This window comes from Buttiauxella sp. S19-1 (assembly GCF_022134725.1).
Lineage (GTDB): Bacteria > Pseudomonadota > Gammaproteobacteria > Enterobacterales > Enterobacteriaceae > Buttiauxella > Buttiauxella ferragutiae.
The window spans coordinates 1-23,857 of the sequence record NZ_JAHWLU010000046.1 but is presented as its reverse complement, the minus strand read 5'-3'; the positions used below and the strand labels follow the sequence as shown (position 1 = coordinate 23,857).

Genomic DNA, 23,857 nt, shown 5'->3' with positions numbered 1-23,857 from the left:
CTAATCCGTGAAAGACTTACTTAAGTTTCTGAAAGCGCAAACTAAGACCGAAGAGTTTGATGCGATCAAAATCGCTCTGGCATCGCCAGACATGATCCGTTCTTGGTCGTTCGGCGAAGTTAAAAAGCCGGAAACCATTAACTATCGTACGTTCAAACCAGAACGTGACGGTCTGTTCTGTGCTCGTATTTTTGGGCCAGTAAAAGACTATGAGTGCCTGTGCGGTAAGTACAAGCGCCTGAAACACCGTGGTGTAATTTGTGAGAAGTGCGGCGTTGAAGTAACCCAAACTAAGGTGCGCCGTGAGCGCATGGGTCACATCGAGCTGGCTTCCCCAACTGCACACATTTGGTTCCTGAAGTCACTGCCGTCTCGTATCGGCTTGCTGCTGGATATGCCACTGCGTGATATCGAACGTGTACTTTACTTCGAATCTTATGTGGTTATCGAAGGCGGTATGACCAACCTCGAGCGTCGTCAGATCCTGACTGAAGAGCAGTATCTGGATGCGCTGGAAGAGTTCGGTGACGAATTCGATGCGAAGATGGGTGCGGAAGCTATTCAGGCCTTGTTGAAAAACATGGATCTGGAGCAAGAGTGTGAAACTCTGCGCGAAGAGCTGAACGAAACCAACTCCGAAACCAAACGTAAAAAGCTGACCAAGCGTATCAAACTGCTGGAAGCGTTCGTTCAGTCTGGTAACAAACCAGAGTGGATGATCCTGACAGTTCTGCCGGTTCTGCCGCCAGATCTGCGTCCATTAGTTCCGCTGGATGGCGGTCGTTTCGCAACGTCAGATCTGAACGATCTGTATCGTCGCGTTATCAACCGTAACAACCGTTTGAAACGCCTGCTGGATCTGGCTGCTCCTGACATCATCGTACGTAACGAAAAACGTATGTTGCAAGAAGCGGTAGATGCCCTGCTGGATAACGGCCGTCGCGGTCGTGCGATCACCGGTTCTAACAAGCGTCCTCTGAAATCTTTGGCTGATATGATCAAAGGTAAGCAGGGTCGTTTCCGTCAGAACTTGTTGGGTAAACGTGTTGACTACTCTGGTCGTTCTGTAATCACCGTAGGTCCATACCTGCGTCTGCATCAGTGCGGTCTGCCTAAGAAAATGGCACTGGAGCTGTTCAAACCGTTCATCTACGGCAAGCTGGAACTGCGTGGTCTTGCTACCACCATTAAAGCTGCGAAGAAAATGGTTGAGCGCGAAGAAGCTGTCGTTTGGGATATCCTGGACGAAGTTATCCGCGAACACCCGGTACTGCTGAACCGTGCACCAACTCTGCACCGTTTGGGTATCCAGGCATTTGAGCCAGTACTGATCGAAGGTAAAGCTATCCAGCTGCACCCGCTGGTTTGTGCGGCATATAACGCCGACTTCGATGGTGACCAAATGGCAGTACACGTTCCACTGACGCTTGAAGCTCAGTTGGAAGCGCGTGCGCTGATGATGTCTACCAACAACATCCTGTCACCAGCGAACGGCGAGCCAATCATCGTTCCTTCTCAGGACGTTGTATTGGGTCTGTACTACATGACCCGTGACTGTGTTAACGCCAAAGGCGAAGGCATGGTGCTGACTGGCCCTAAAGAAGCTGAGCGTATCTATCGCGCAGGTCTGGCCTCTCTGCATGCGCGTGTAAAAGTGCGTATCACCGAGTACGAAAAAGACGAAAACGAAGAGTTCGTTGCGAAAACCAGCATTATCGACACCACCGTTGGTCGTGCGATTCTGTGGATGATCGTACCGAAAGGTCTGCCTTACTCCATCATCAACCAGGCGTTGGGTAAGAAAGCAATCTCCAAAATGCTGAACACTTGTTACCGCATTTTGGGTCTGAAGCCGACCGTAATCTTTGCTGACCAAACCATGTACACCGGCTTTGCCTATGCGGCACGTTCAGGTGTTTCTGTTGGTATCGATGACATGGTCATCCCAGCGAAGAAAACTGAAATCATCTCTGAAGCGGAAGCTGAAGTTGCTGAAATTCAGGAACAGTTCCAGTCCGGTCTGGTAACAGCGGGCGAGCGTTATAACAAAGTTATCGATATCTGGGCTGCGGCGAACGATCGTGTATCCAAAGCGATGATGGACAACCTGCAAACCGAATCCGTTATTAACCGTGACGGCGTCGAAGAGCAGCAAGTTTCCTTCAACAGCATTTACATGATGGCTGACTCCGGTGCTCGTGGTTCTGCGGCACAGATTCGTCAGTTGGCAGGTATGCGTGGTCTGATGGCTAAGCCAGATGGCTCCATCATCGAAACGCCAATCACCGCGAACTTCCGTGAAGGTCTGAACGTACTCCAGTACTTCATCTCCACGCACGGTGCTCGTAAAGGTCTGGCGGATACCGCACTGAAAACTGCGAACTCCGGTTATCTGACGCGTCGTCTGGTTGACGTTGCACAGGATCTGGTTGTTACCGAAGACGATTGTGGCACCCTGGAAGGTATCACGATGACTCCGGTTATCGAAGGCGGCGACGTTAAAGAACCACTGCGCGATCGCGTATTGGGTCGTGTAACGGCTGAAGACGTCCTGAAACCAGGTACTGCTGATATCCTGATTACACGTAACACTCTGCTTCATGAGCAAATGTGTGACCTGTTAGAAGCTAACTCTGTTGATAGCGTGAAAGTACGTTCTGTTGTGGGTTGTGAAACCGACTTCGGCGTATGTGCGCACTGCTATGGTCGTGACCTTGCGCGTGGCCACATCATCAACAAAGGTGAAGCAATCGGGGTTATCGCGGCACAGTCCATCGGTGAACCTGGTACTCAGCTGACGATGCGTACGTTCCACATCGGTGGTGCGGCATCTCGTTCTGCTGCTGAATCAAGCATTCAGGTTAAGAACAAAGGTAGCCTCAAACTCAGCAACGCTAAGTCGGTTGTGAACTCTGCCGGGAAACTGGTCATCACTTCTCGTAACACCGAGCTGAAACTGATTGACGAATTCGGTCGTACTAAAGAGAGCTATAAAGTTCCTTATGGTGCGGTAATGGGTAAAGGTGATGGCGAGCAGATTGCAGCGGGCGAGACCGTAGCAAACTGGGATCCGCACACCATGCCAGTCGTTTCCGAAGTAAGTGGTTTCATCCGCTTTACTGACATGATCGACGGCCAGTCCATTACTCGTCAGACCGACGAACTGACAGGTCTTTCATCTTTGGTTGTTCTGGATTCTGCAGAACGTACCACCGGTGGTAAAGATCTGCGTCCAGCGCTGAAAATTGTTGATGCCCAGGGCAATGACGTACTGATTCCAGGTACCGATATGTCTGCGCAGTACTTCCTGCCAGGTAAAGCAATTGTTCAGTTGGAAGATGGTACTCAGATTCACTCTGGTGACGCCCTGGCGCGTATTCCTCAGGAATCCAGTGGTACCAAGGACATCACCGGTGGTCTGCCACGCGTTGCGGATCTGTTCGAAGCACGTCGTCCGAAAGAGCCTGCGATCCTTGCTGAAATCAGCGGTATCATCTCGTTCGGTAAAGAAACCAAAGGCAAACGCCGTCTGGTTATCTCTCCACTCGACGGCAGCGATGCTTACGAAGAGATGATTCCGAAATGGCGCCAGTTGAACGTGTTCGAAGGTGAACGTGTTGAACGTGGTGACGTTGTTTCCGATGGTCCAGAATCTCCGCATGACATCCTGCGTCTGCGTGGCGTGTATGCTGTGACTCGTTACATCACCAACGAAGTGCAGGACGTTTACCGTCTGCAAGGCGTTAAGATTAACGATAAACACATCGAAGTCATCGTGCGTCAGATGTTGCGTAAAGCAACTATCGTTAGCGCTGGTGGTTCTGACTTCCTGGAAGGTGAGCAGGCTGAATACTCTCGCGTCAAGATCGCTAACCGCGAACTGGAAGCGAACGGCAAGATCAACGTGACCTTTGCGCGTGATCTGCTGGGTATCACCAAAGCCTCTCTGGCAACCGAGTCCTTCATCTCCGCGGCATCGTTCCAGGAGACAACTCGTGTGCTTACCGAAGCAGCTGTTGCGGGTAAACGTGACGAACTGCGCGGCCTGAAAGAGAACGTTATCGTGGGTCGTCTGATCCCAGCTGGTACCGGTTATGCGTACCACCAGGATCGTATGCGCCGTCGTGCAGCGGGCGAAGCGCCAGTTGTACCTCAGGTGACTGCAGCAGATGCAACTGCCAGCCTGGCAGAATTGTTGAATGCAGGTAATCTGGGCGGAAGCGATAACGATTAATCGTTAGAGACGCCAAAAACAAAAACCGCTCGAAAGAGCGGTTTTTTTATGCCTGAAATAAATCAAAAATCAGTTAGCTAAAGGCAGGCGACGATACAGTTCAATCATGTCTTCGGCTAAATCCTGAATCACCATCGCATTCATCAGGTGATCCTGCGAATGAACAGTAATCAAGTTAACTGGCAGTTTGCCAGTACCTTCGTCTAAGCCGATAAGCTGGGTCTGGATTTTGTGAGCATGTTTCACAAACTCACGGGATTCTTCCATCGCTTGTTGAGCTGCTGCAAAATCACCTTTGCGTGCCATTTGCAGAGCTGTCAGTGCCTGGCTACGTGCGCTACCGGCATTGACCAACAATTCCATGATAATCGTTTCTAAATCTTCCACGTCTTATGACTCCATCATTTTCATGGCTTTATCCAGCACGACATCGCCTTTCATCATGCCGTAATCCATCATATCGATGACAGCCACGGTTTTACCCATGGGTTCTGCAATCGCCTGTAGCTTGGCGTGTTCATATTTAACTTGTGGGCCTAACAGCACAATATCGGCGGTGTCGATATTGTCTTTGAATTCGGCAACCGGCACTGCCTTGATAGAGACTTCAATACCTTTCTTCTGAGCGGCGTCCTTCATGCGTTGGACCAAAATGCTAGTCGACATACCCGCTGCACAACACAAAACGATATTCTTCATAGATCTGCTCTCAGTGTCCGTTGGATATACAGATAATTATCCGTGACGCCTCGATACAACAACCGCTTTGCGATGATTGTGTGTGAGGTATCACAAAAGAAACTCGTATGAGCTGAAACCGGTTACATATCGCGTTTCCCTGGTAGCTTGCGATTGTGGCGCTGCTCACAAAACCAGCTTAATCCTGGTAAACCTCATTGTGCTCCATTGACAGAAAACCCTGAACTACATAGTCTTCAATTTAGTGGTATATACCACTTACATCAAAACCAGCACAGTGAGCCACAACATGCAAAATTTCACTGCTTTTATGGAAAGGAAAATATTGCCTCTGGCAATGAAGATTGAAGGGAATGATTATCTCTCGGCCATTAAAGATGGCTTCATTCGGATTATGCCATTTTTAATTATTGGTTCTTTCTTTTTGCTGATAGCGAATTTACCTATTCCCGGTTATAGCGAATTTATTATTCGAATTTTCGGAGAGCATTTTATTGGGCAACTGAATTATATTCTTGATGCCACTTATTCTGTGATGGCATTGCTGGTGGTAGTCAGTACCAGTATCAGCCTCGCAAAGCGCTGGCAGTTAAATGAAATATCCTGTGTGTTAATTTCACTGGTGGCTTTTTTAATTGTTACGCCGTTCAGAATGCCACAAGAAAATGGCGACGCAATCACGGATGTCATTCCGACCTTTGCGCTTGGTGCGCAGGGGCTTTTCCTGTCTTTAATTGTCACGCTGGTGGCGGTTCGGCTCTACAGGTTGTTCAACCATCCACGGCTGATGATTTCAATGCCGGACAGCGTTCCGCCAGCGGTTGCCAATAGCTTCAGCTCGCTCATTCCGTCATTTTTGATTGTTGTTATCTTCTGGCTGCTTCGTCTGGTCTTTGAAATCACACCGTTTGGTACGGCCCAGGAGATGATTTTCAAAGTGCTGCAAGCACCGATGATGCATCTTGGTAACACGCTACCATCGCAGATGGTTGCAGAGTTCTTTGTCAGCTTCTTCTGGTTTTTCGGGCTGCATGGCGACTCTATCGTTACTGCCATCATGGGGCCAATCTGGCGTTCATTAACGCTTGAAAACATGCAGGCAATGAAACAAGGATTACCACCGGTCAACATCATTACTCAACAGTTTCGTGATGTGTTTTTGATTTGTGGCGGGACTGGATTTACCCTGGCGATGCTGTTGGTGATGTTGTTCCGCGCGAAGAGCAAACGCATGCGTGAAATCGCCAAACTTGCCTCTCCAGCCGCCATTTTTAATATTAATGAGCCCATTATATTTGGCGTTCCCATTGCTCTAAATCCACTGTTGTTTATCCCATTTATTATCGTTCCGATTGTGCTTTGCGTCATAACCTATAGCGCTATGGCTTTTGGCTGGCTGCCATTGACATCGGGTCTGGAAATTCCCTGGACTACACCTATTTTCATCAGCGGTTTTTTAATCTGCGGCTGGAAAGGTATGTTGTTCCAGGCCATTAACCTCGCGGTCGCGATGACAATTTATTATCCGTTCGTTATGACGCTGGATAAGCAGTATCTGCGAGAAGAAAACGAGCTGGAAGAAAATATCGTTAATCAGGATGAAATAGCCCTGGAATATAAAGAAGGATTACGTAATGAATAATAAATTAAAGATAGTGACCATCGGTGGCGGCAGTTCATATACGCCGGAGATTATCGAAGGTTTTATCCAACGCTATGCAGAAATGCCGATTAAAGAAATCTGGCTCGTGGACGTAGAAGCCGGACGCGAAAAGCTCGAGATTGTTGGTAACCTGGCAAAACGCATGGTTGAGGCTGCTGGCATCGACTGCCAGGTACATCTCACCCTCGACAGGCGAGAAGCGCTGAAAGATGCTGATTTTGTCACCACCCAACTACGTGTGGGGCAACTTGATGCGCGTATTAAAGACGAACGTATTCCATTGTCACATGGGCTAATTGGGCAGGAGACAAACGGTGCGGGCGGGCTGGCCAAAGCTTTGCGCACCATTCCGGTCATTCTGGATATCTGCCGCGACATGGAAGAGCTTTGTCCGGACGCGTGGCTGATTAACTTCACCAATCCGAGTGGCATCGTCACTGAAGCGGTTATCAAGCACAGCAAAATTAAATGCGTTGGGCTATGTAATTTATCCCAGTCAATGCAACGCATGGTGGCAGAAATTCTCGGTGTAGATAAATCTCGCTTCTTGCTGCAACTCGTTGGCTTAAACCATTTCCTGTATGGCACCCATGTCTACATGGATGGCAAAGATGTCATGCCAGAGGTGCTGAAAAACCTTAAATATGACACTGAACACAAACCGAAAAATATCCCGGACATTCCGTGGCTTCAGGAGCAAATCCAGCATCTTGGCGTGATCCCATGCCCATATCACCAGTATTACTACGCCACCAGTGATGTGCTGGAAAAGCAGCTTCAGGAATTCGAAGAACATGGAACGCGTGGCGAAGTGGTGCAAGCGGTTGAGCATGAGTTATTTGAGCTGTACAGAAATCCACAGCTGCATGAAAAACCAAAACTGCTTGAGCAGCGCGGTGGGGCTTATTACTCCGAAGCAGCCTGCGAGCTAATCAGTGCAATTTACAACGATAAAAATCTCCTGATGACAGTTAACGTGCGCAACAACGGGGCAATTCGTTCACTGCCGGATAACGTCGCCATTGAAACGACCTGCGTTATTGGGCGCTACGGTGCGATTCCGCTGAACAACGATCCGTTGCCTGCCACTGTTTCAGGTTTAGTTTCTCTGATGAAAGCCTGGGAAGAAATGGCGGTCGAAGCCGCTGTCACCGGTGACTACGGTGCAGCTTTGCAAGCGTTAACCCTGAACCCGTTGGTTCCTTCGGGAAAAGTAGCAAAAGTGGTGCTTGATGAATTACTCGAAGCGCACCGCGAATATCTGCCGCAATTCTTTAAGGAATGAGATTTTTACGGCTGCGCATTCTGAAGAGGTCGCCACGGTTGTAACTCCACGAGTAGTTAAACACCGTGCCGTCCTCAAGCCAGGTGCTCTCTTTGATGTGCAACATGGGGGAGTTAACGGGGATGTCTAGCAGGGCCGCCATTACATCGTCAAACAAGCTGGCTCCTACCATTGAGTCTGTGCCGCCGATTTTTTGCTGGCACTTCTCTTCGATGAAGGCGTAAAGCGAGTGGTTTTGCAGAACGTCGTCGTCAATGGCATCGACAATCGCTAACGGAATGTAGCTGTCCTCAACTAGCACCGGCGTGCCATCAAACAGGCGAACGCGGCGGATAGCATGTACAGGCTCGTTTTCAGGCACGCCAAACTGGTTTGCAAGGTATTCACCGGCTGGTTGCTGGACATGGTAAATCAGCCGGCTGGTGATGGTGACTTTGCCACTGAGTTCTTTCGTGACGCCTAGCGCACTGCTTTCGCCGTCTGGGTTGAGCAAATAAACCGGTGGCGCAAAAGCGCGATTTACGTAGGTACCTTTGCCGACCACTTTTTTAACCAGGCCTTCTTGTTCCATATGGGCAATGGCTTTTTGCACCGTAGCACGCGTGACCTGGTAGGTTTCCGCCAGTTCGCGTTCAGAAGGGATCAGGGAGCCAACCGGGTACTTTTGGTTCTGAATATCGCTTTTCAGCGTATCGCGAATAAGGATGTACACCGGTTTCATGGTTCCCCCGATAGGGTTGTTAACGAATAAAAGTGCGAGTGTCGGCATGCTAAAGCAATTTTCCGGCGCGGCGCAAGTTCCATAAGAGGTGGAAAATAAACATGTTAAATCATAATGAAGCGTACTGGCAGCAAAAGGGAGCCAGTTTAACCGTTGAAGCCATCGTGGCTCAGCCACGTCTGTGGGAAGAAGGGCTGGCACAAATCAAAGCGCGTCAGTCGGATGTTGAAGCATTTTGGGCTAAATGCGATCCCGGTATGCGTATCCTCATTACTGGCGCGGGTTCATCTTTGTTGGCTGCACAGGCGAGCGTGAATTGGTTGCGTAGTGTGGTACCAAATCAAATTGATGTGGTGCCGGCAACCGATCTGGTACTCATGCCTGAAAGCTTACAAGAAAATACCGTGTTGGTTTCTGTGAGTAGTTCAGGTAACACACCAGAAACCGTTAAGGTTGTGGAGCGTGCTCTCGCAACGTATCCGAAAATGCGCCACCTCGCGGTGACAAATAATGCCAGTAGCCGCCTGGCTCAGCTTGCGCAGCAGCATCCCGAAGGGCTTTTTGTCCCGGTACCAGAGGGCACCTCTAACGGTAGCTTTGCCGCCACTTCCGAATTCACGGTTCCCCTGTGGTATTTGATGTTGCTGGTGGCTCCTGCGGGCTGGCCTGAAGCAGAAAAAGTCCTGCCGATTTTACAACGTGGTTTGAACCATTTCCTGGGCACCTATGCCGCGGATATCGAACAGTGGGCGGCAGAGTCTCGCAACAATGTCGTGGTGGTGGGTTCCCTGTCGCTAAAAGCCGTTGCCTGTGAAACCAGTCTCAAACTGCTGGAAATGGGTAACGGCCAGGTGATGACAGCCTGGCATTCAATGCTGGAATTCCGCCATGGGCCGAAGCTTATTATCAACCGCGATGCCACCGTCATCGGTTATCTTGCCGCGCGTGCCGACATCCACCGCTATGACAGTGACATGATGGCGGAGCTGACACGTGAGCGAAGCGCCACCGCGCAAATTATTGCCATCGGTCATGATGCTCTCCCTGCTAGCGCTAAACCGGGGGATCGTTATTTTCATTTTGCCTCTCCGGAACTGGCGGATTACCACGAATCGTGGGCTACGTTAATTTATGTGGTGTTCGCACAACTGGCTGGGCTTTACCGTGCTATTGAGCTGGGCGTCACGCCTGATACGCCTTCCCGTGATGGTAAAGTCGCGAAGGTCGCGAAAGTCACCGTCTACTAATGGGAAGGTGGGGCGGCAATGAGAAGGGATGAGTTGCCGCCCCAGCCGGGTTTGCATTCCGACAGGGGCGACAATATTTTACTGAAGCCATCAAGACAACGGTGAATGAACCACTCTTCGGCACGGCTCGGGAAGCATTTTGCTGGTCCTGCAAACTTGCAATGCTACTGCGAGGCTCTTCCCAAAAAACTATCCCAATCCTTCCAGACAGGTTGTAAACCGGAATGTGTTAAGGCGGCTGCAACTTCTGCAGGTGTGCGTCCGTCGTGTGGCGCAAACTGTTCAAGCTCGGGATGATTATCGGCGTAGCCTCCGGGCTGGGTTTTGGAGAATGCACTGACGTTATTAATCGCAAGCGGGATCATATGGTCGCGGAACCAGGGCGATTCACGGGTAGAAAGCGAAAGCTCCACGTCTGGCGAAAGCAGACGAAACGCGCAAATCACCTGCACCAGCTGGCTTTCTGTCATCACCGATGCCGGTTCTACGCCACCTGCGCAAGGGCGTAATCGTGGAAATGAAATCGAATAGCGGCTTTGCCAGTAGTTTTGCTGAAGCCATAGTAAATGCTCTGCCACCATAAAACAGTCGGTACGCCAGCTATCCGATAAACCAATTAACGCACCGAGGCCAATTTTATCGATCCCCACACGACCAAGCCTGTCCGGTGTTTCCAGCCGCCAAAAGAAGTCCTGTTTGTTACCGCGCAAATGATGTTGCGCATAGACTGCCTGATGATAGGTTTCCTGATAAACCATGACGCCATCCAGGCCGAGGGTTTTCAGTTCGCCATACTCATGTTCATCCAGCGGCTGAACCTCCATTTGCAGCGAGCTGAACTGGCGACGAATCGTGGGCAGGTGCTGGCGGAAATAATCCATTCCCACTTTGCTCTGGTGTTCACCGGTCACCAACAGCAAATGCTCAAAGCCTAATTTGCGAATCGCCGCGCATTCCCGTTCAATCTCGTGCTCGTCCAGTGTTTTACGTTTGAGTTTGTTGCTCATCGAAAAACCGCAGTACGTGCAGTCGTTAGCGCACAGGTTCGAGAGATAAAGCGGCACGTAAAAACTCACCGTGTTACCAAACCGCTGGCGAGTTAAATGCTGTGCCTGCTGTGCGAGCGGTTCCAGATATTGGCTGGCTGCGGGCGAAAGCAGTGCCATGAGATCGTCGCGAGTGATTTTGCTGCTGCTCAATGTCCGTTCTACATCGGCAGCTGTTTTGCTGTTGATGCTAAGCCGGATGTCGTCCCAGTCCAGTTCACGCCAGCGGTCAGTGAAAGTTCGGGCCATCACGCATCCTCCTGGCCGAATTGCAGAAATTGCGTTAGTGGGCTGGAAGCCTGCGCATGCTGGTGGCGAGAGCCCAGTCCAGACTGCGCCGCGATTGCACCAGCTTCCACGGCCAAACGAAAAGCGTGTGCCATCTGAACTGGGTCGCGTGCCACAGCAATGGCGGTGTTAACCAGCACTGCGCAAGCCCCCATTTCTAACGCTTCCGCGGCGTGGCTTGGCGCACCAATTCCCGCATCAACTATCACCGGCACCCGGGCCTGCTCGATGATAATCTCCAACAGCGCTCGGGTTTGTAAGCCCTGATTTGACCCAATGGGAGCGCCTAACGGCATTACCGCCGCGCATCCTGCCTCTTCAAGCCGTTTGCGCAAAACCGGATCGGCACCGCAATAAGGCAGTACCACAAACCCCAGTTTGACGAGCTTCTCAGCCGCTTTCAGCGTTTCGATCGGGTCGGGTAACAAATAGCGAGCATCCGGATGGATTTCCAGTTTTAGCCAGTTTGTGCCGAGCGCTTCACGTGCCAATTGGGCAGCAAAAATCGCTTCTTCAGCTGTTTTTGCACCGGAAGTGTTAGGCAGCAATTGCACGCCAGATTCGAGTAATGGCGCGAGGATCGCATCGTTATGGTTACGCAAATCGACACGTTTCATCGCCATCGTGACTAACTGTGAGCCAGAAGCGCGAATCGCTTCAACCATCATCTGTGGTGAGGAGAATTTCCCCGTGCCAGTAAACAAGCGTGATGAGAAGGTTTTATCAGCAATCTTTAGCATGTTAGCCCCCGGCTATAGCCTGAAAAAGCAGGATCTGGTCGCCATCATTCAACAAATAAGTTTCCCATTGCTCACGCGGAATGATGGTCTGGTTGATCGCCAGCGCGACGCCTGGCTGCAAGAAACGCAATTGTTCCAGCAGCTTTGCCAATGTCAGGTTTTCCACGCATTGTATCGGCTCGTCGTTAAACTGAATGTGCATCTTGCCCTCCGCATACCGGGCAGCCCGCCGCTTTCTGCATAGCGAGGGTGCGCCAGCTATGTTGACGGCCGTCGAACAGGCGCAAAGAACCGCTGGCCGGGAGCATTCCGCTCAGTAGTTTTATCGCTTCCAGTGCCTGCAATGTTCCCATTACACCCACCACCGGGCCGATGATTCCTGCGGTGCGGCAGTTACGTTCCGGCTCGTGTTCATCCGGCCACACGCAGCGATAACAGCCGTTTTCCCACGGCGGTGTCAGCACCATCAGTTGCCCGCCAAAACCGACTGCGCTGGCGGAAATCAGCGGCTTGTTATGCGTAACGCACGCCGCGTTAATAGCATGACGCGTTGCCAGGTTGTCGCTGCAATCCAGTACTAAATCGGCGTTTTTTACCGTCTGCCTGAGTAATTGCCCCGCCAGCCGTTCACTAATAACCTGAAGTTCGATATCAGGATTAAGTTGCTGTAGATGGCGTTGGGCGACCAGTGATTTTGGTTGGTCTAGATCGTTTGAAGTGAACAAAATCTGGCGCTGAAGATTGCTGATATGCACAAGGTCATCGTCAGCCAGAATCAGCGTACCAACGCCCGCGGCAGCCAGATACAGCGCGGCTGGCGAACCTAGTCCGCCAAGCCCGACGATTAACACTTTGCTGGCGAGCAGTTTTTGCTGCCCTTCAATGGCGATGTCTTCCAGCAGCATCTGGCGGCTGTAACGCATGAAATCGGCATCATTCATCGCCGGCTCCCACAAGCTCCAGTAGCTGTGCGGTTGCCGCTCGCCAGTCTGGAGCCAGAGTAATTGCGCTCACCACCGCGACACTGCCCACGCCCGTGGCAAGCACCGCCGGAACGCGTTCAATACTTATCCCACCGATGGCGACAGTCGGGTAATCGCCCAACGTTTTGATATGCGCTGCGAGTTGCGAAAGCCCTTGCGGGGCCGACGGCATCTGCTTGGTGTTGGTAGGGAAAACATGCCCCAGCGCAATGTAAGAGGGGCGCGCCGACAGGGCGCGATCCATTTCCATATTGTCGTGCGTCGAAACCCCGAGGCGCAGGCCCGCATCGCGAATGGCATCCAGATTGGCAACGTCCATATCTTCCTGGCCCAGATGTACGCCGTAAGCGCGATGCTTGATTGCCAGTTGCCAGTAATCGTTGATGAACAGACGCGCTTCGTAGCTATGGGCGAGTTTGATTGCCGCAACAATATCGGCTTCAACCTCATCGTCACGCTTATCTTTGATACGCAACTGAATAGTGCGCACGCCTGCTTCTAGCAAACGGGCAATCCATTCAACGCTATCTACTACCGGATACAAGCCCAGCCGTCGTGGGACAGGGGGGAATGCGGATTGATTTATCACACTTCCTCCTGACGCAGATAAATTTCGCCACCTTTCGCACGGAAAGATTGCGACATGTCTTCCATACCAACTTCAATGGCTTGTTTGGCGGCGAAATCGCGGACTTCCTGGGAGATTTTCATTGAGCAGAACTTTGGCCCGCACATCGAACAGAAGTGCGCAACTTTGCCGGATTCCTGCGGCAACGTTTCATCGTGATAAGCGCGCGCGGTGAACGGGTCTAACGCGAGATTAAACTGGTCTTCCCAACGGAATTCGAAGCGCGCTTTTGACATGGCGTTGTCGCGGATTTGTGCGCCAGGGTGGCCTTTTGCCAGGTCTGCGGCATGTGCCGCAATCTTGTAAGTAATCAGCCCTTGTTTCACATCTTCTTTGTTTGGCAGGCCGAGATGCTCTTTTGGCGTGACATAACACAGCATCGCGCAACCAAACCAGCCGATCATCGCAGCACCAATGCCCGAAGTGAAATGGTCGTAACCTGGTGCGATATCTGTGGTTAACGGCCCGAGGGTATAGAAAGGTGCTTCGTGGCAATGCTCCAGTTCTTCGGTCATGTTGCGGCGGATCATCTGCATCGGCACATGTCCTGGGCCTTCAATCATCACCTGTACGTCATATTCCCAGGCGATTTTGGTTAACTCGCCCAGCGTGTGGAGTTCAGAGAATTGAGCTTCATCGTTGGCATCCTGAATAGAGCCAGGACGCAGGCCATCGCCTAAAGAGAGTGAAACGTCGTAAGCGGCACAGATTTCGCAGATTTCGCGGAAGTGTTCATACAGGAAGTTTTCCTGGTGATGCGACAGGCACCATTTCGCCATTATTGAGCCGCCGCGCGAGACAATGCCAGTGAGGCGTTTCGCGGTCATTGGCACGTAGCGCAGCAGCACACCAGCGTGAATCGTGAAGTAGTCCACACCTTGCTCGGCTTGTTCCAGCAGTGTGTCGCGGAACATTTCCCAGGTCAGGTCTTCGGCGATGCCGTTGACTTTTTCCAGCGCCTGATAGATAGGCACGGTGCCGATTGGCACTGGGCTGTTACGTAAAATCCACTCACGGGTTTCGTGGATATAGCGGCCAGTGGAGAGGTCCATTACCGTGTCTGCGCCCCAACGCGTTGACCACACCAGTTTTTCAACTTCTTCTTCAATGGACGATGTGACCGCCGAGTTACCGATATTAGCGTTCACTTTAACGAGGAAATTACGCCCGATAATCATCGGTTCGGATTCAGGGTGGTTAATGTTGGCTGGGATAATGGCGCGGCCAGCCGCGACTTCTTCGCGCACAAATTCAGGCGTGATATTTTCCGGCAGCCGGGCACCAAAGCCCTGGCCTGGATGCTGGTGGCGTAACACTTCATCCCGAATGCGTTCCCGGCCCATATTTTCACGGATCGCGATGAACTCCATTTCCGGCGTCACGATTCCCTGGCGTGCATAGTGCAGTTGCGTGACGGTTTTCCCGGCTTTAGCGCGCTGAGGCGTGAGTTGTGTTTCAAAACGCAATTCGTCCAGACCGTCATCAGCAAGGCGCTCTTTGGTGTAGACAGAGCTGCGGTCGGTCAGGATTTCGCAATCATTACGTTCGGCAATCCAGTTTTCCCGTAGTGGCGACAACCCGCGCAGCACATCAATGCTGATAGCCGGGTCGCCGTAGGCGCCAGACGTGTCATACACTGGAATGGCATCGTTAGGGATGAATTGCGGCTTTTCTTTGCTGCCACCCGTGGTGGTTGGGCTTAGTTGGATTTCACGCATTGGCACGCGAATATCATCACGCGAACCGGTGAGGTAAATACGCTGAGAGTTAGGGAAAGCGGTGCCTTCCAGGGTATTGATAAAATGTTGGGCAGCAGCGCGCTGTTCGCGGCGGTTTGATTTTTTTTCAGTAATAGACATAGCTCATTCCAGTGGTTATCAGGAAGTGGCTTGTCAGAACAACGGAGGAGTAATGAATGTGGACCGCCCGAACACGGGGAAACCCAAAAGCAGAATTACTCTTGTTCCCTTCGCAGGTATTAGCCTGATCAGGTTCCGCGGATCCCGAATTAACGGTCTCAGCCGGTGCTTGACGCACTCGGCACTCCGACAAGAAGAAACCCGTATTACTACGGGTCGCTATGTAAACTACTCGTTAACAACGCAGAACTCAAGCAGGGCGTGCCAGCCCGCCGCTCTCATTAGCACTGTTATCTAAATCGTGGTTGGATGCTAACAGAATGAGCTTATCTTCCAGCGAAAAACGTGATTCCAGCGCTTCACCGATGCCGGACAACGCTTTCTGGAACTCAATGTAGTTATCATCATCGATCGCGCTCTCGAGATGCGAATCGTAGAAATCCATGATGTGCTGGGTATTGGCTTCAATCTGAGAGTAGAGGTGAGTGGCGGCTAAATGTGGGTTACTGCCTTCCATTTCACTGATAATACGTTCATAAATATTGAAATGGCCGGATGAAAGATAATCCACCAGGTTGTGGCAAAAATTATCCAGAGCCTTTTCATCGAGCGCAGTATGGGATTCCTTGTTAGGCTTTATCCCAACCATATTGTAGTAAGCCACCAATAATTGTTTGCGGGCATGAAGCCATTGGTCGATTAACGCATTACTACCACCAACGCGCTCAGTCAGATTTTCTAACTGGTTAAGCATGATTGACTCCGTGAGTAAAATGTAGCGCAAACGTACCCAAAATAGTTATGACTATTTGTTTATACCAGCGAACTCGGGGATGTGCACCAGGTTATGGAACGTGTAATTCAAAAGTTAGATCAAGGCTGGTTTATCGTCAGTCATGAGCAAAAATTGTGGTTACCAAAAGGTGAACTACCTCACGGAGCAGCGCAAGAATTCCAGCTTGATGGTGCGATGGGGATGCCCATCGGTGAGTGGGAAAATGAGCCGGTATGGCTGGTGCGGCAAAATCGCCGTGCGGATATGGGCTCTGTTCGTCAGGTCATTGACCAGGATGTGGGGTTGTTCCAGCTCGCCGGGCGTGGTGTGCAACTGGCGGAGTTCTATCGCTCGCACAAATTCTGCGGTTATTGCGGCCATGAGATGCACGTCAGCAAAACCGAATGGGCGATGCTGTGCAGCCATTGCCGCGAACGCTACTACCCGCAAATCTCACCGTGCATCATTGTGGCTATTCGCCGCGATGACCATATCCTGCTTGCCCAACACACGCGCCATCGCAACGGGATTTACACCGTGCTGGCTGGGTTCGTTGAAGTCGGGGAAACCCTTGAACAAGCGGTGGCACGGGAAGTCATGGAAGAAAGCAGTATCCGCGTGAAGAATTTACGCTATGTGACGTCGCAGCCGTGGCCGTTCCCGCAATCGCTGATGACCGCATTCATGGCGGAATATCACAGCGGTGAGATTGAAATCGACCCGAAAGAGTTACTTGATGCAGGTTGGTATCGCTACGATCAATTGCCATTATTGCCTCCGCCAGGCACGGTCGCGCGCCGTTTGATTGAAGATACTGTCGCCCTGTGTCGCGCGGAATATGAGTGATAAACTGGCGGCATACAGCCAAAGGAAATTAAACATGACTGAACTGAAGAACGATCGTTACCTACGGGCGCTGCAACGCCAGCCTGTAGATACCACGCCAGTATGGATGATGAGGCAGGCGGGTCGTTACTTGCCAGAATATAAAGCGACGCGTGCCCAGGCCGGCGATTTTATGTCACTGTGCAAAAACGCTGAGTTGGCTTGCGAAGTGACTCTGCAACCGCTGCGTCGCTACAAGCTTGATGCAGCGATCCTCTTCTCTGACATCCTCACCGTGCCTGATGCGATGGGGCTTGGTCTCTATTTTGAAGCGGGTGAAGGCCCACGTTTTCGCGCACCGATTACCAGCCGCGCCGATGTTGAAAAACTGCCCATTCCTGATCCAGAAGATGAACTGGGTTATGTGATGAATGCAGTGCGTACCATTCGCCGTGAGCTAAAAGGCGAAGTACCGTTGATTGGTTTTACCGGCAGCCCGTGGACGTTGGCGACTTATATGGTTGAAGGCGGTAGCAGCAAAGCCTTTACCGTTATCAAAAAGATGATGTATGCCGACCCGCAAGCGCTGCATCTTCTGCTCGACAAGCTGGCGCAAAGCGTCACGCTGTATCTGAATGCGCAAATCAAAGCGGGTGCGCAGTCGGTGATGATTTTCGATACCTGGGGCGGCGTGTTGACCGGGCGTGATTATCAGCAGTTCTCGCTGTATTACATGCACAAGATCATTGATGGCCTGCTGCGTGAAAACGAAGGTCGTCGTGTGCCGGTGACGATGTTTACCAAAGGCGGCGGCCAGTGGCTGGAAGCAATGGCTGAAACCGGCTGCGATGCGCTGGGGTTAGACTGGACGACCGACATTGCCGACGCTCGCCGTCGTGTGGGCCATAAAGTGGCGTTGCAGGGTAATATGGACCCGTCCATGCTGTATGCGCAACCGGCTCGCATCGAAGAAGAAGTGGCGACTATTCTGGCTGGGTTCGGTAAAGGCGAAGGGCATGTCTTTAACCTGGGCCACGGTATTCACCAGGATGTTCCACCAGAACACGCGGGTGCATTTGTCGAAGCGGTGCACCGTTTGTCGAAGCCGTATCACCAGTAAGGATCGGGGATGGATCTTGCAAGCTTGCGCGCACAACAGATCGAACTCGCTTCACAGGTCTGCCGCGAGGATCGCTTTGATCAAGATCCTCCCCGGTTAATCGCCGGGGCTGACGTTGGTTTTGAGCAGGGCGGTGATGTGACACGAGCCGCAATCGTACTGTTGAAATATCCTTCCCTCGAGCTGGTTGAATATCAGGTGGCGCGTGTCGCCACCACCATGCCTTATATCCCCGGATTCCTTTCGTTTCGCGAATATCCCGCACTGCTTGCCGCGTGGGAAATGCTATCGCAAAAACCTGACCTGCTGTTTGTCGATGGCCACGGCATTTCGCACCCACGGCGTTTGGGCGTTGCTGCCCATTTTGGCCTACTGGTGGATGTGCCGACGATTGGCGTTGCCAAGAAACGCTTGTGTGGGAAGTTTGACGCGCTCTCTGAAGAACCTGGCGCTTGCCAGTTGCTGACCGACAAAGGTGAAACGCTTGCCTGGGTGCTGCGCAGTAAAAAGCGCTGCAACCCGCTGTTTGTCTCAACAGGCCATCGTGTCAGCCTTGATACCGCGTTGTTATGGGTTAATCGTTGCCTGGCAGGTTACCGTTTACCCGAGCCGACTCGCTGGGCGGATGCCGTAGCTTCGGGGCGTCCGGCTTTCACTCGGTGGCAAGCAATTCAAGGGTGATTAAGGTAAACTCCCACTAATATTCCGTCTTTGAGACATCGTTATGTTACAAAACCCAATCCATCTGCGCCTTGAGAAACTGGAAAGCTGGCAGCATGTCACTTTCATGGCTTCTTTATGCGAACGTATGTACCCGAATTACGCCATGTTCTGCCAGCAGACCGAATTTGGTGATCCTCAACTGTATCGCCGCATTCTCGATTTGATTTGGGAAACATTGACGGTCAAAGATGCGAAAGTTAACTTTGATAGCCAACTCGAGAAATTCGAAGAAGGTATTCCAGTTGCTGATGACTACGATATTTACGGTGTCTATCCGGCAATCGATGCTTGCGTTGCGCTGAGTGAATTACTTCATTCACGTCTTTCAGGGGAAACGCTGGAACACGCAATTGAAGTCAGCAAGGCATCAATTACCACTGTTGCTATGTTAGAAATGACCCAGGCTGGTCGCGAAATGACCGACGAAGAACTGAAAGAAAACCCTGCTGTTGAAGAGGAATGGGACATTCAGTGGGAGATTTTCCGCCTGTTGGCTGACTGCGAAGAACGTGATATTGAGTTGATCAAAGGGCTTCGCTCGGACCTGCGCGAGGCGGGTAGCAGCAATATTGGTATAATTTTTCAGCAGTAAGACAGCAAAACGTGACTTACAGTCCGAATTGTCACCCCTGAAGGCTTCCAATTAGCCCCCCGTCTGGTCTACATTTGTGGGGCGAAAAATAGTGGCTATCGGTGCGTGTATGCAGGAGAGTGCTTTTTTGGCATTTCCGTCGCACTCGATGCTTAGCAAGCGATAAACACATTGTAAGGATAACTTATGAACAAGACTCAACTGATTGATGTAATTGCTGACAAGGCTGACCTGTCTAAAGTACAGGCTAAAGCTGCTCTGGAATCCACTCTGGCTGCAATTACTGAGTCTCTGAAAGAAGGTGATGCTGTACAACTGGTTGGTTTCGGTACCTTCAAGGTAAACCACCGTGCTGAGCGCACTGGCCGCAACCCGCAAACCGGTAATGAAATCAAAATCGCCGCAGCTAACGTGCCGGCATTTGTTTCAGGCAAAGCACTGAAAGACGCTGTTAAGTAAGTTAACAAGTGTCAGTGAACAGTTTTAGCAGGGGGGCGTTTACGCCCCTTTTGTTTGTCTGGCGTCCTTTGGCCGTTCTGACAGGCACATTGCTGTTAATGGCATGCAGCAGCAAACCTCCTCTCCCGCCATTTACCGCGAGCGGCTATATTGCCGATCAAGGTGTTGTGCGCATTTGGCGTAAAGACAACAGTGATGATGACACTATCCGCATGCTTACGGCGTTTAGCCCGAGGCAGAAGGGTGCAACCACCACCAGTGATTACCGTTGGCAGGGTGAGCAACTCATTTCGATTGAAATGACGATTTTGAGTCAGCCGTCAGAGCACGTAAAAGTGCGTTTTGACGATCACGGCGAACTGAGCTTTATGCAGCGCGAAGTAGACGGTCAAAAGCAGCAGCTCTCTAACGACCAAATCGCCTTGTATCAATATCAGGCGAGCCAGATGAAAGCCACAAGTGAAGCATTGCGTACTGGGCGTGTTGTTTTGCGACAAGGGCGCTGGCACAGCAATGGTACAGTGACGACCTGTGAAGGCGAGACAATCGAACCCAATCTCGATAGCGCGGCGCTAAGCCATATTGCGAATCGACAACGTCACTCATCGATGGATGTCAGCATTGCGTGGCTGGAAGCACCAGAAGGTTCACAACTATTACTGGTGGCGAATCAGGACTTCTGTAGCTGGCAACCGAAGCCTGCGAAATTCTAGATAAAAAAACCGCCACGCGGGCGGTCTTTCAGGAGCACTTCGAGTCTTATTTCGCGTTTTCACGCTCAATGGCACGATAACCAATGTCTGAGCGGCTAAAACTGCCATCCCAGTGGATATCCTTCATTAACTCATAAGCTCGCTGTTGCGCTTGTGCGACGGTATCGCCTAATGCGGTCACGCACAGAACGCGCCCACCATTAGTCACCACCATATCGTCTTCACGCAATTTGGTTCCGGCGTGGAATACTTTGCCGTCTGCGACTTCTTCAAGTGGCAGACCGTGAATCACATCACCGTGACGGTAATCGGCAGGGTAGCCGCCAGCCGCCATCACTACACCCAGAGATGGGCGCTCGTCCCACTTCGATGTTGTCACGTCCAGCTTGCCATCACATGCGGCGAGGCACAGCTCAACCAGGTCTGATTGTAGGCGCAGCATAATAGGCTGGGTTTCAGGGTCGCCAAAGCGGCAGTTAAACTCGATAACCTTTGGGTTACCTTGCTTGTCGATCATCAGCCCGGCATACAGGAAACCGGTATAGGTATTCCCTTCAGCTGCCATGCCGCGCACGGTCGGCCAGATAACCAGATCCATAGCACGCTGGTGGACTTCATCAGTCACGACCGGAGCCGGGGAGTACGCACCCATACCGCCAGTATTCGGGCCGCTATCGCCATCGCCAACACGCTTATGATCCTGGCTGGTGGCCATTGGTAACACGTTTTCGCCGTCTACCATGACAATGAAGCTGGCTTCTTCGCCATCAAGGAACTCTTCCACCACGATACGGTGGCCGGCATCACCAAATGCGTTACCCGCCAGCATATCGTTAACGGCGGCTTCTGCTTCTTCCAGCGTCATAGCGACAATCACGCCTTTACCTGCGGCCAGGCCATCGGCCTTAATCACAATCGGTGCACCTTTTTCACGGACGTAGGCCAGAGCAGGCTCCACTTCGGTGAAGTTCTGGTATTCAGCAGTTGGGATTTTATGGCGAGCCAGGAAATCCTTGGTAAAGGCTTTAGAGCCTTCTAACTGCGCGGCACCTTGGGTTGGGCCAAAGATTTTCAGACCAGCGGCACGGAAGGCATCAACCACGCCAATCACCAGTGGTGCTTCCGGGCCAACAATCGTCAGGTCGATTTTTTCATTTTGCGCAAAACTCAACAGAGCAGGAATGTCCGTCGGGTTAATCGCCACGTTCTGCAAAGCAGGTTCCAGAGCTGTACCGGCATTGCCTGGTGCAACGAATACCGTGCGTACCAATGGCGACTGTGACGCTTTCCAGGCCAGCGCATGTTCGCGCCCACCATTACCTATCACTAATACTTTCATTTATAGATGCTCCAGGATTAATGGCGGAAGTGGCGCATGTCTGTGAAGATCATCGCGATCCCATGTTCGTCAGCGGCGGCAATCACTTCGTCATCGCGGATCGAGCCGCCAGGCTGGATAACACAGCTCACGCCAACTGCCGCTGCGGCATCAATACCGTCACGGAATGGGAAGAAGGCATCAGACGCCATTGCTGAACCTTTCACTTCCAGGCCTTCATCGCTCGCTTTGATACCGGCGATTTTGGCGGAGTAAACACGGCTCATCTGGCCCGCACCTATACCGATAGTCATATTCTCGCGGGCATAGACAATCGCGTTGGACTTCACGAACTTCGCCACCTTCCAGCAGAACAACGCATCACGTAGTTCTTGCTCTGTCGGCTGGCGCTTGCTGACAACACGCAGGTCTGCGGCCGTCACCATACCCAGATCGCGATCCTGTACTAACACACCGCCGTTAACGCGTTTGAAATCCAGGCCAGGAACACGCTGCTGCCACTGGCCGCAAGTCAGAACGCGAACGTTTTGTTTAGCGGAAGTAATCTTCAGCGCTTCAACGCTTGCTGACGGGGCAATAATCACTTCGACAAACTGGCGAGAGATAATCGCCTGCGCGGTTTCGGCATCCAGTTCACGGTTGAACGCGATGATGCCGCCGAATGCAGACGTTGGGTCGGTTTTGTAAGCGCGGTCGTATGCATCGAATAAGGAATCGCTGACAGCCACGCCGCAAGGGTTGGCGTGCTTCACGATTACGCAGGCAGGCTCGCTGAACTCTTTCACACATTCCAGTGCTGCATCGGTATCAGCAATGTTGTTATAAGAGAGCGCTTTGCCCTGAACTTGTGTCGCGGTGGCAACCGACGCTTCTTTAATTTCTTCTTCTATATAGAAGGCGGCTTGCTGGTGGCTGTTTTCACCGTAGCGCATATCCTGCTTCTTAATGAAGTTCAGGTTCATCGTGCGAGGGAAGCGACCGGAAGGATCTTTGCTTTCGCCATGATAGGCAGGAACCATGCTACCGAAGTAGTTGGCGATCATGCTGTCGTAAGCGGCGGTGTGCTCGAAAGCCTTAATCGCCAAATCGAAACGAGTCTCGAGCGTCAGGGATCCTTCGTTAGCATCCAGCTCGCTAATGATCGCTTCGTAGTCACTGCTCTTTACTACGATTGCGACATCTTTATGGTTCTTCGCCGCCGAGCGCACCATGGTTGGGCCGCCGATATCAATATTCTCTACCGCATCTTCCAGAGAGCAACCTTCGCGGGCAACAGTCTGGGCGAATGGATAGAGGTTGACGACAACCATATCAATCGGGGAGATAGCGTGTTGTTCCATGATGGCATCATCCTGGCCGCGACGACCCAGAATGCCGCCGTGGACTTTTGGATGCAGGGTTTTGACACGTCCATCCATCATCTCCGGGAAACCGGTGTAGTCAGAGACTTCGGTTACCGGCAGGCCAGCTTTAGCCAGCAGATGAGCGGTTCCGCCAGTGGACAGCAGCTCCACGCCACGTTGGGAGAGCGCCTGGGCGAATTCGACGATACCGGCTTTGTCAGAAACACTGAGCAGAGCGCGGCGTACAGGACGACGTTGTTGCATGGTTTGATCCCTTAGCTTTGGTTCGCATATAGAAGAGCGTTAGCTGAATTTTAGTTATTTTCCCTAAAACTCAGCTAACGCCCCAAAACGGGGTGTCCTTTTAATGCGGGGGCATTGTAGCGAAAACGTTTGCGTCACGCTCGCAAAATTTGGGACTTCATCACAATTGTGGATAACTTTGTGCACAACTGCGTATAAGGCGGGGTTTTGCTGTGGAATGCAGCAGTCAGTAAAATTACTGCATATTTAGGCTTGCAGCCTCAGCAGAACTCCCTATAATGCGCCTCCATCGACACGGAACATGTGAACAA

22 protein-coding genes and 1 riboswitch are annotated in these 23,857 nt (G+C 51.6%); of the genes, 10 read left to right on the top strand and 12 right to left on the bottom strand.

Going from position 1 to position 23,857, the window contains the following annotated elements:
* Positions 1–7: 7 nt before the first annotated feature.
* Positions 8–4,234, top strand: a complete 4,227-nt coding sequence (rpoC, locus tag MES37_RS12205) for a DNA-directed RNA polymerase subunit beta' (protein ID WP_064541391.1) — start codon at positions 8–10, stop codon at positions 4,232–4,234.
* A gap of 69 nt (positions 4,235–4,303) precedes the next feature.
* Here the strand turns inward: rpoC and MES37_RS12200 are convergent, their stop codons facing one another.
* The gene (locus MES37_RS12200; RefSeq protein ID WP_064541387.1) at positions 4,304–4,621 is read right to left on the bottom strand and encodes a PTS lactose/cellobiose transporter subunit IIA; all 318 of its coding nucleotides are present in this window, start codon (positions 4,619–4,621) and stop codon (positions 4,304–4,306) included.
* 3 nt (positions 4,622–4,624) lie between these two features.
* Entirely contained in the window at positions 4,625–4,933 is a 309-nt protein-coding gene (locus tag MES37_RS12195; protein WP_064541379.1) for a PTS sugar transporter subunit IIB, read from the bottom strand.
* A gap of 289 nt (positions 4,934–5,222) precedes the next feature.
* Between MES37_RS12195 and MES37_RS12190 the strand changes: the two genes are divergently transcribed.
* Both MES37_RS12190 and MES37_RS12185 read left to right on the top strand, forming a co-directional pair.
* Positions 5,223–6,575 carry a PTS sugar transporter subunit IIC gene (locus MES37_RS12190; RefSeq protein ID WP_237931520.1) on the top strand — a complete coding sequence of 451 codons (1,353 nt, stop codon included), beginning with the start codon at positions 5,223–5,225 and terminating at the stop codon, positions 6,573–6,575.
* Positions 6,568–7,881 carry a 6-phospho-beta-glucosidase gene (locus tag MES37_RS12185; RefSeq protein ID WP_064541377.1) on the top strand — a complete coding sequence of 438 codons (1,314 nt, stop codon included), beginning with the start codon at positions 6,568–6,570 and terminating at the stop codon, positions 7,879–7,881. The genes MES37_RS12190 and MES37_RS12185 overlap by 8 nt, the downstream gene beginning before the upstream one ends.
* Here MES37_RS12185 and MES37_RS12180 read toward each other — a convergent pair.
* Complete coding sequence (locus tag MES37_RS12180) at positions 7,871–8,650, bottom strand: GntR family transcriptional regulator (protein WP_083963232.1); 780 nt, start codon at positions 8,648–8,650, stop codon at positions 7,871–7,873. The genes MES37_RS12185 and MES37_RS12180 overlap by 11 nt on opposite strands.
* A 53-nt stretch (positions 8,651–8,703) precedes the next feature.
* Between MES37_RS12180 and MES37_RS12175 the strand changes: the two genes are divergently transcribed.
* Complete coding sequence (locus tag MES37_RS12175; protein WP_064541375.1) at positions 8,704–9,849, top strand: SIS domain-containing protein; 1,146 nt, start codon at positions 8,704–8,706, stop codon at positions 9,847–9,849.
* Positions 9,850–10,013: 164 nt separating this feature from the next.
* On the opposite strand, the gene thiH is transcribed toward MES37_RS12175, so the two are convergent.
* The 7 genes from thiH to MES37_RS12140 form a co-directional block, all read right to left on the bottom strand.
* Complete coding sequence (thiH, locus tag MES37_RS12170) at positions 10,014–11,144, bottom strand: 2-iminoacetate synthase ThiH (protein ID WP_237931518.1); 1,131 nt, start codon at positions 11,142–11,144, stop codon at positions 10,014–10,016.
* Positions 11,144–11,923: a thiazole synthase gene (gene thiG / locus MES37_RS12165; RefSeq protein ID WP_237931516.1), complete on the bottom strand. Its 780-nt coding sequence runs from the start codon at positions 11,921–11,923 to the stop codon at positions 11,144–11,146. Before thiG ends, thiH begins: the two co-directional genes overlap by 1 nt.
* A 1-nt stretch (position 11,924) precedes the next feature.
* Positions 11,925–12,125, bottom strand: coding sequence for a sulfur carrier protein ThiS (thiS, locus tag MES37_RS12160; RefSeq protein WP_064541363.1), 201 nt, complete (start codon positions 12,123–12,125; stop codon positions 11,925–11,927).
* Entirely contained in the window at positions 12,109–12,864 is a 756-nt protein-coding gene (locus MES37_RS12155) for a HesA/MoeB/ThiF family protein (RefSeq protein WP_237931514.1), read from the bottom strand. Before MES37_RS12155 ends, thiS begins: the two co-directional genes overlap by 17 nt.
* Positions 12,857–13,492 carry a thiamine phosphate synthase gene (gene thiE / locus MES37_RS12150; protein ID WP_237931522.1) on the bottom strand — a complete coding sequence of 212 codons (636 nt, stop codon included), beginning with the start codon at positions 13,490–13,492 and terminating at the stop codon, positions 12,857–12,859. Before thiE ends, MES37_RS12155 begins: the two co-directional genes overlap by 8 nt.
* A complete protein-coding gene (thiC, locus tag MES37_RS12145; RefSeq protein ID WP_237931512.1) occupies positions 13,492–15,393 on the bottom strand; it encodes a phosphomethylpyrimidine synthase ThiC in 1,902 nt (633 codons plus the stop codon). The genes thiE and thiC overlap by 1 nt, the downstream gene beginning before the upstream one ends.
* Before the next feature lie 88 nt (positions 15,394–15,481).
* A riboswitch (TPP riboswitch) is annotated at positions 15,482–15,592 on the bottom strand.
* Between the two features lie 51 nt (positions 15,593–15,643).
* On the bottom strand, positions 15,644–16,147 hold the full coding sequence (locus MES37_RS12140; protein WP_064541354.1) for an Rsd/AlgQ family anti-sigma factor: 504 nt from the start codon (positions 16,145–16,147) through the stop codon (positions 15,644–15,646).
* A gap of 93 nt (positions 16,148–16,240) precedes the next feature.
* Here MES37_RS12140 and nudC point away from each other — a divergent pair, with 93 nt between their 5' ends.
* The 6 genes from nudC to MES37_RS12110 all read left to right on the top strand — a co-directional run bounded on the left by nudC (position 16,241) and on the right by MES37_RS12110 (position 20,600).
* On the top strand, positions 16,241–17,014 hold the full coding sequence (nudC, locus tag MES37_RS12135; protein WP_121814548.1) for an NAD(+) diphosphatase: 774 nt from the start codon (positions 16,241–16,243) through the stop codon (positions 17,012–17,014).
* A gap of 34 nt (positions 17,015–17,048) precedes the next feature.
* On the top strand, positions 17,049–18,113 hold the full coding sequence (hemE, locus tag MES37_RS12130) for a uroporphyrinogen decarboxylase (RefSeq protein ID WP_064541349.1): 1,065 nt from the start codon (positions 17,049–17,051) through the stop codon (positions 18,111–18,113).
* A 9-nt stretch (positions 18,114–18,122) separates the two neighbouring features.
* A complete protein-coding gene (nfi, locus tag MES37_RS12125) occupies positions 18,123–18,794 on the top strand; it encodes a deoxyribonuclease V (protein ID WP_237931509.1) in 672 nt (223 codons plus the stop codon).
* A 43-nt stretch (positions 18,795–18,837) separates the two neighbouring features.
* A complete protein-coding gene (locus MES37_RS12120) occupies positions 18,838–19,428 on the top strand; it encodes a YjaG family protein (RefSeq protein WP_064541343.1) in 591 nt (196 codons plus the stop codon).
* Between the two features lie 186 nt (positions 19,429–19,614).
* Complete coding sequence (gene hupA, locus MES37_RS12115; RefSeq protein ID WP_032615913.1) at positions 19,615–19,887, top strand: nucleoid-associated protein HU-alpha; 273 nt, start codon at positions 19,615–19,617, stop codon at positions 19,885–19,887.
* 14 nt (positions 19,888–19,901) lie between these two features.
* On the top strand, positions 19,902–20,600 hold the full coding sequence (locus MES37_RS12110; protein WP_064541404.1) for a DUF1481 domain-containing protein: 699 nt from the start codon (positions 19,902–19,904) through the stop codon (positions 20,598–20,600).
* A gap of 46 nt (positions 20,601–20,646) precedes the next feature.
* Here the strand turns inward: MES37_RS12110 and purD are convergent, their stop codons facing one another.
* Together purD and purH are read right to left on the bottom strand one after the other, a co-directional pair.
* Entirely contained in the window at positions 20,647–21,939 is a 1,293-nt protein-coding gene (gene purD / locus MES37_RS12105) for a phosphoribosylamine--glycine ligase (RefSeq protein ID WP_064541340.1), read from the bottom strand.
* A gap of 17 nt (positions 21,940–21,956) precedes the next feature.
* Positions 21,957–23,546 carry a bifunctional phosphoribosylaminoimidazolecarboxamide formyltransferase/IMP cyclohydrolase gene (gene purH, locus MES37_RS12100; RefSeq protein ID WP_237931507.1) on the bottom strand — a complete coding sequence of 530 codons (1,590 nt, stop codon included), beginning with the start codon at positions 23,544–23,546 and terminating at the stop codon, positions 21,957–21,959.
* Positions 23,547–23,857 lie beyond the last annotated feature (311 nt).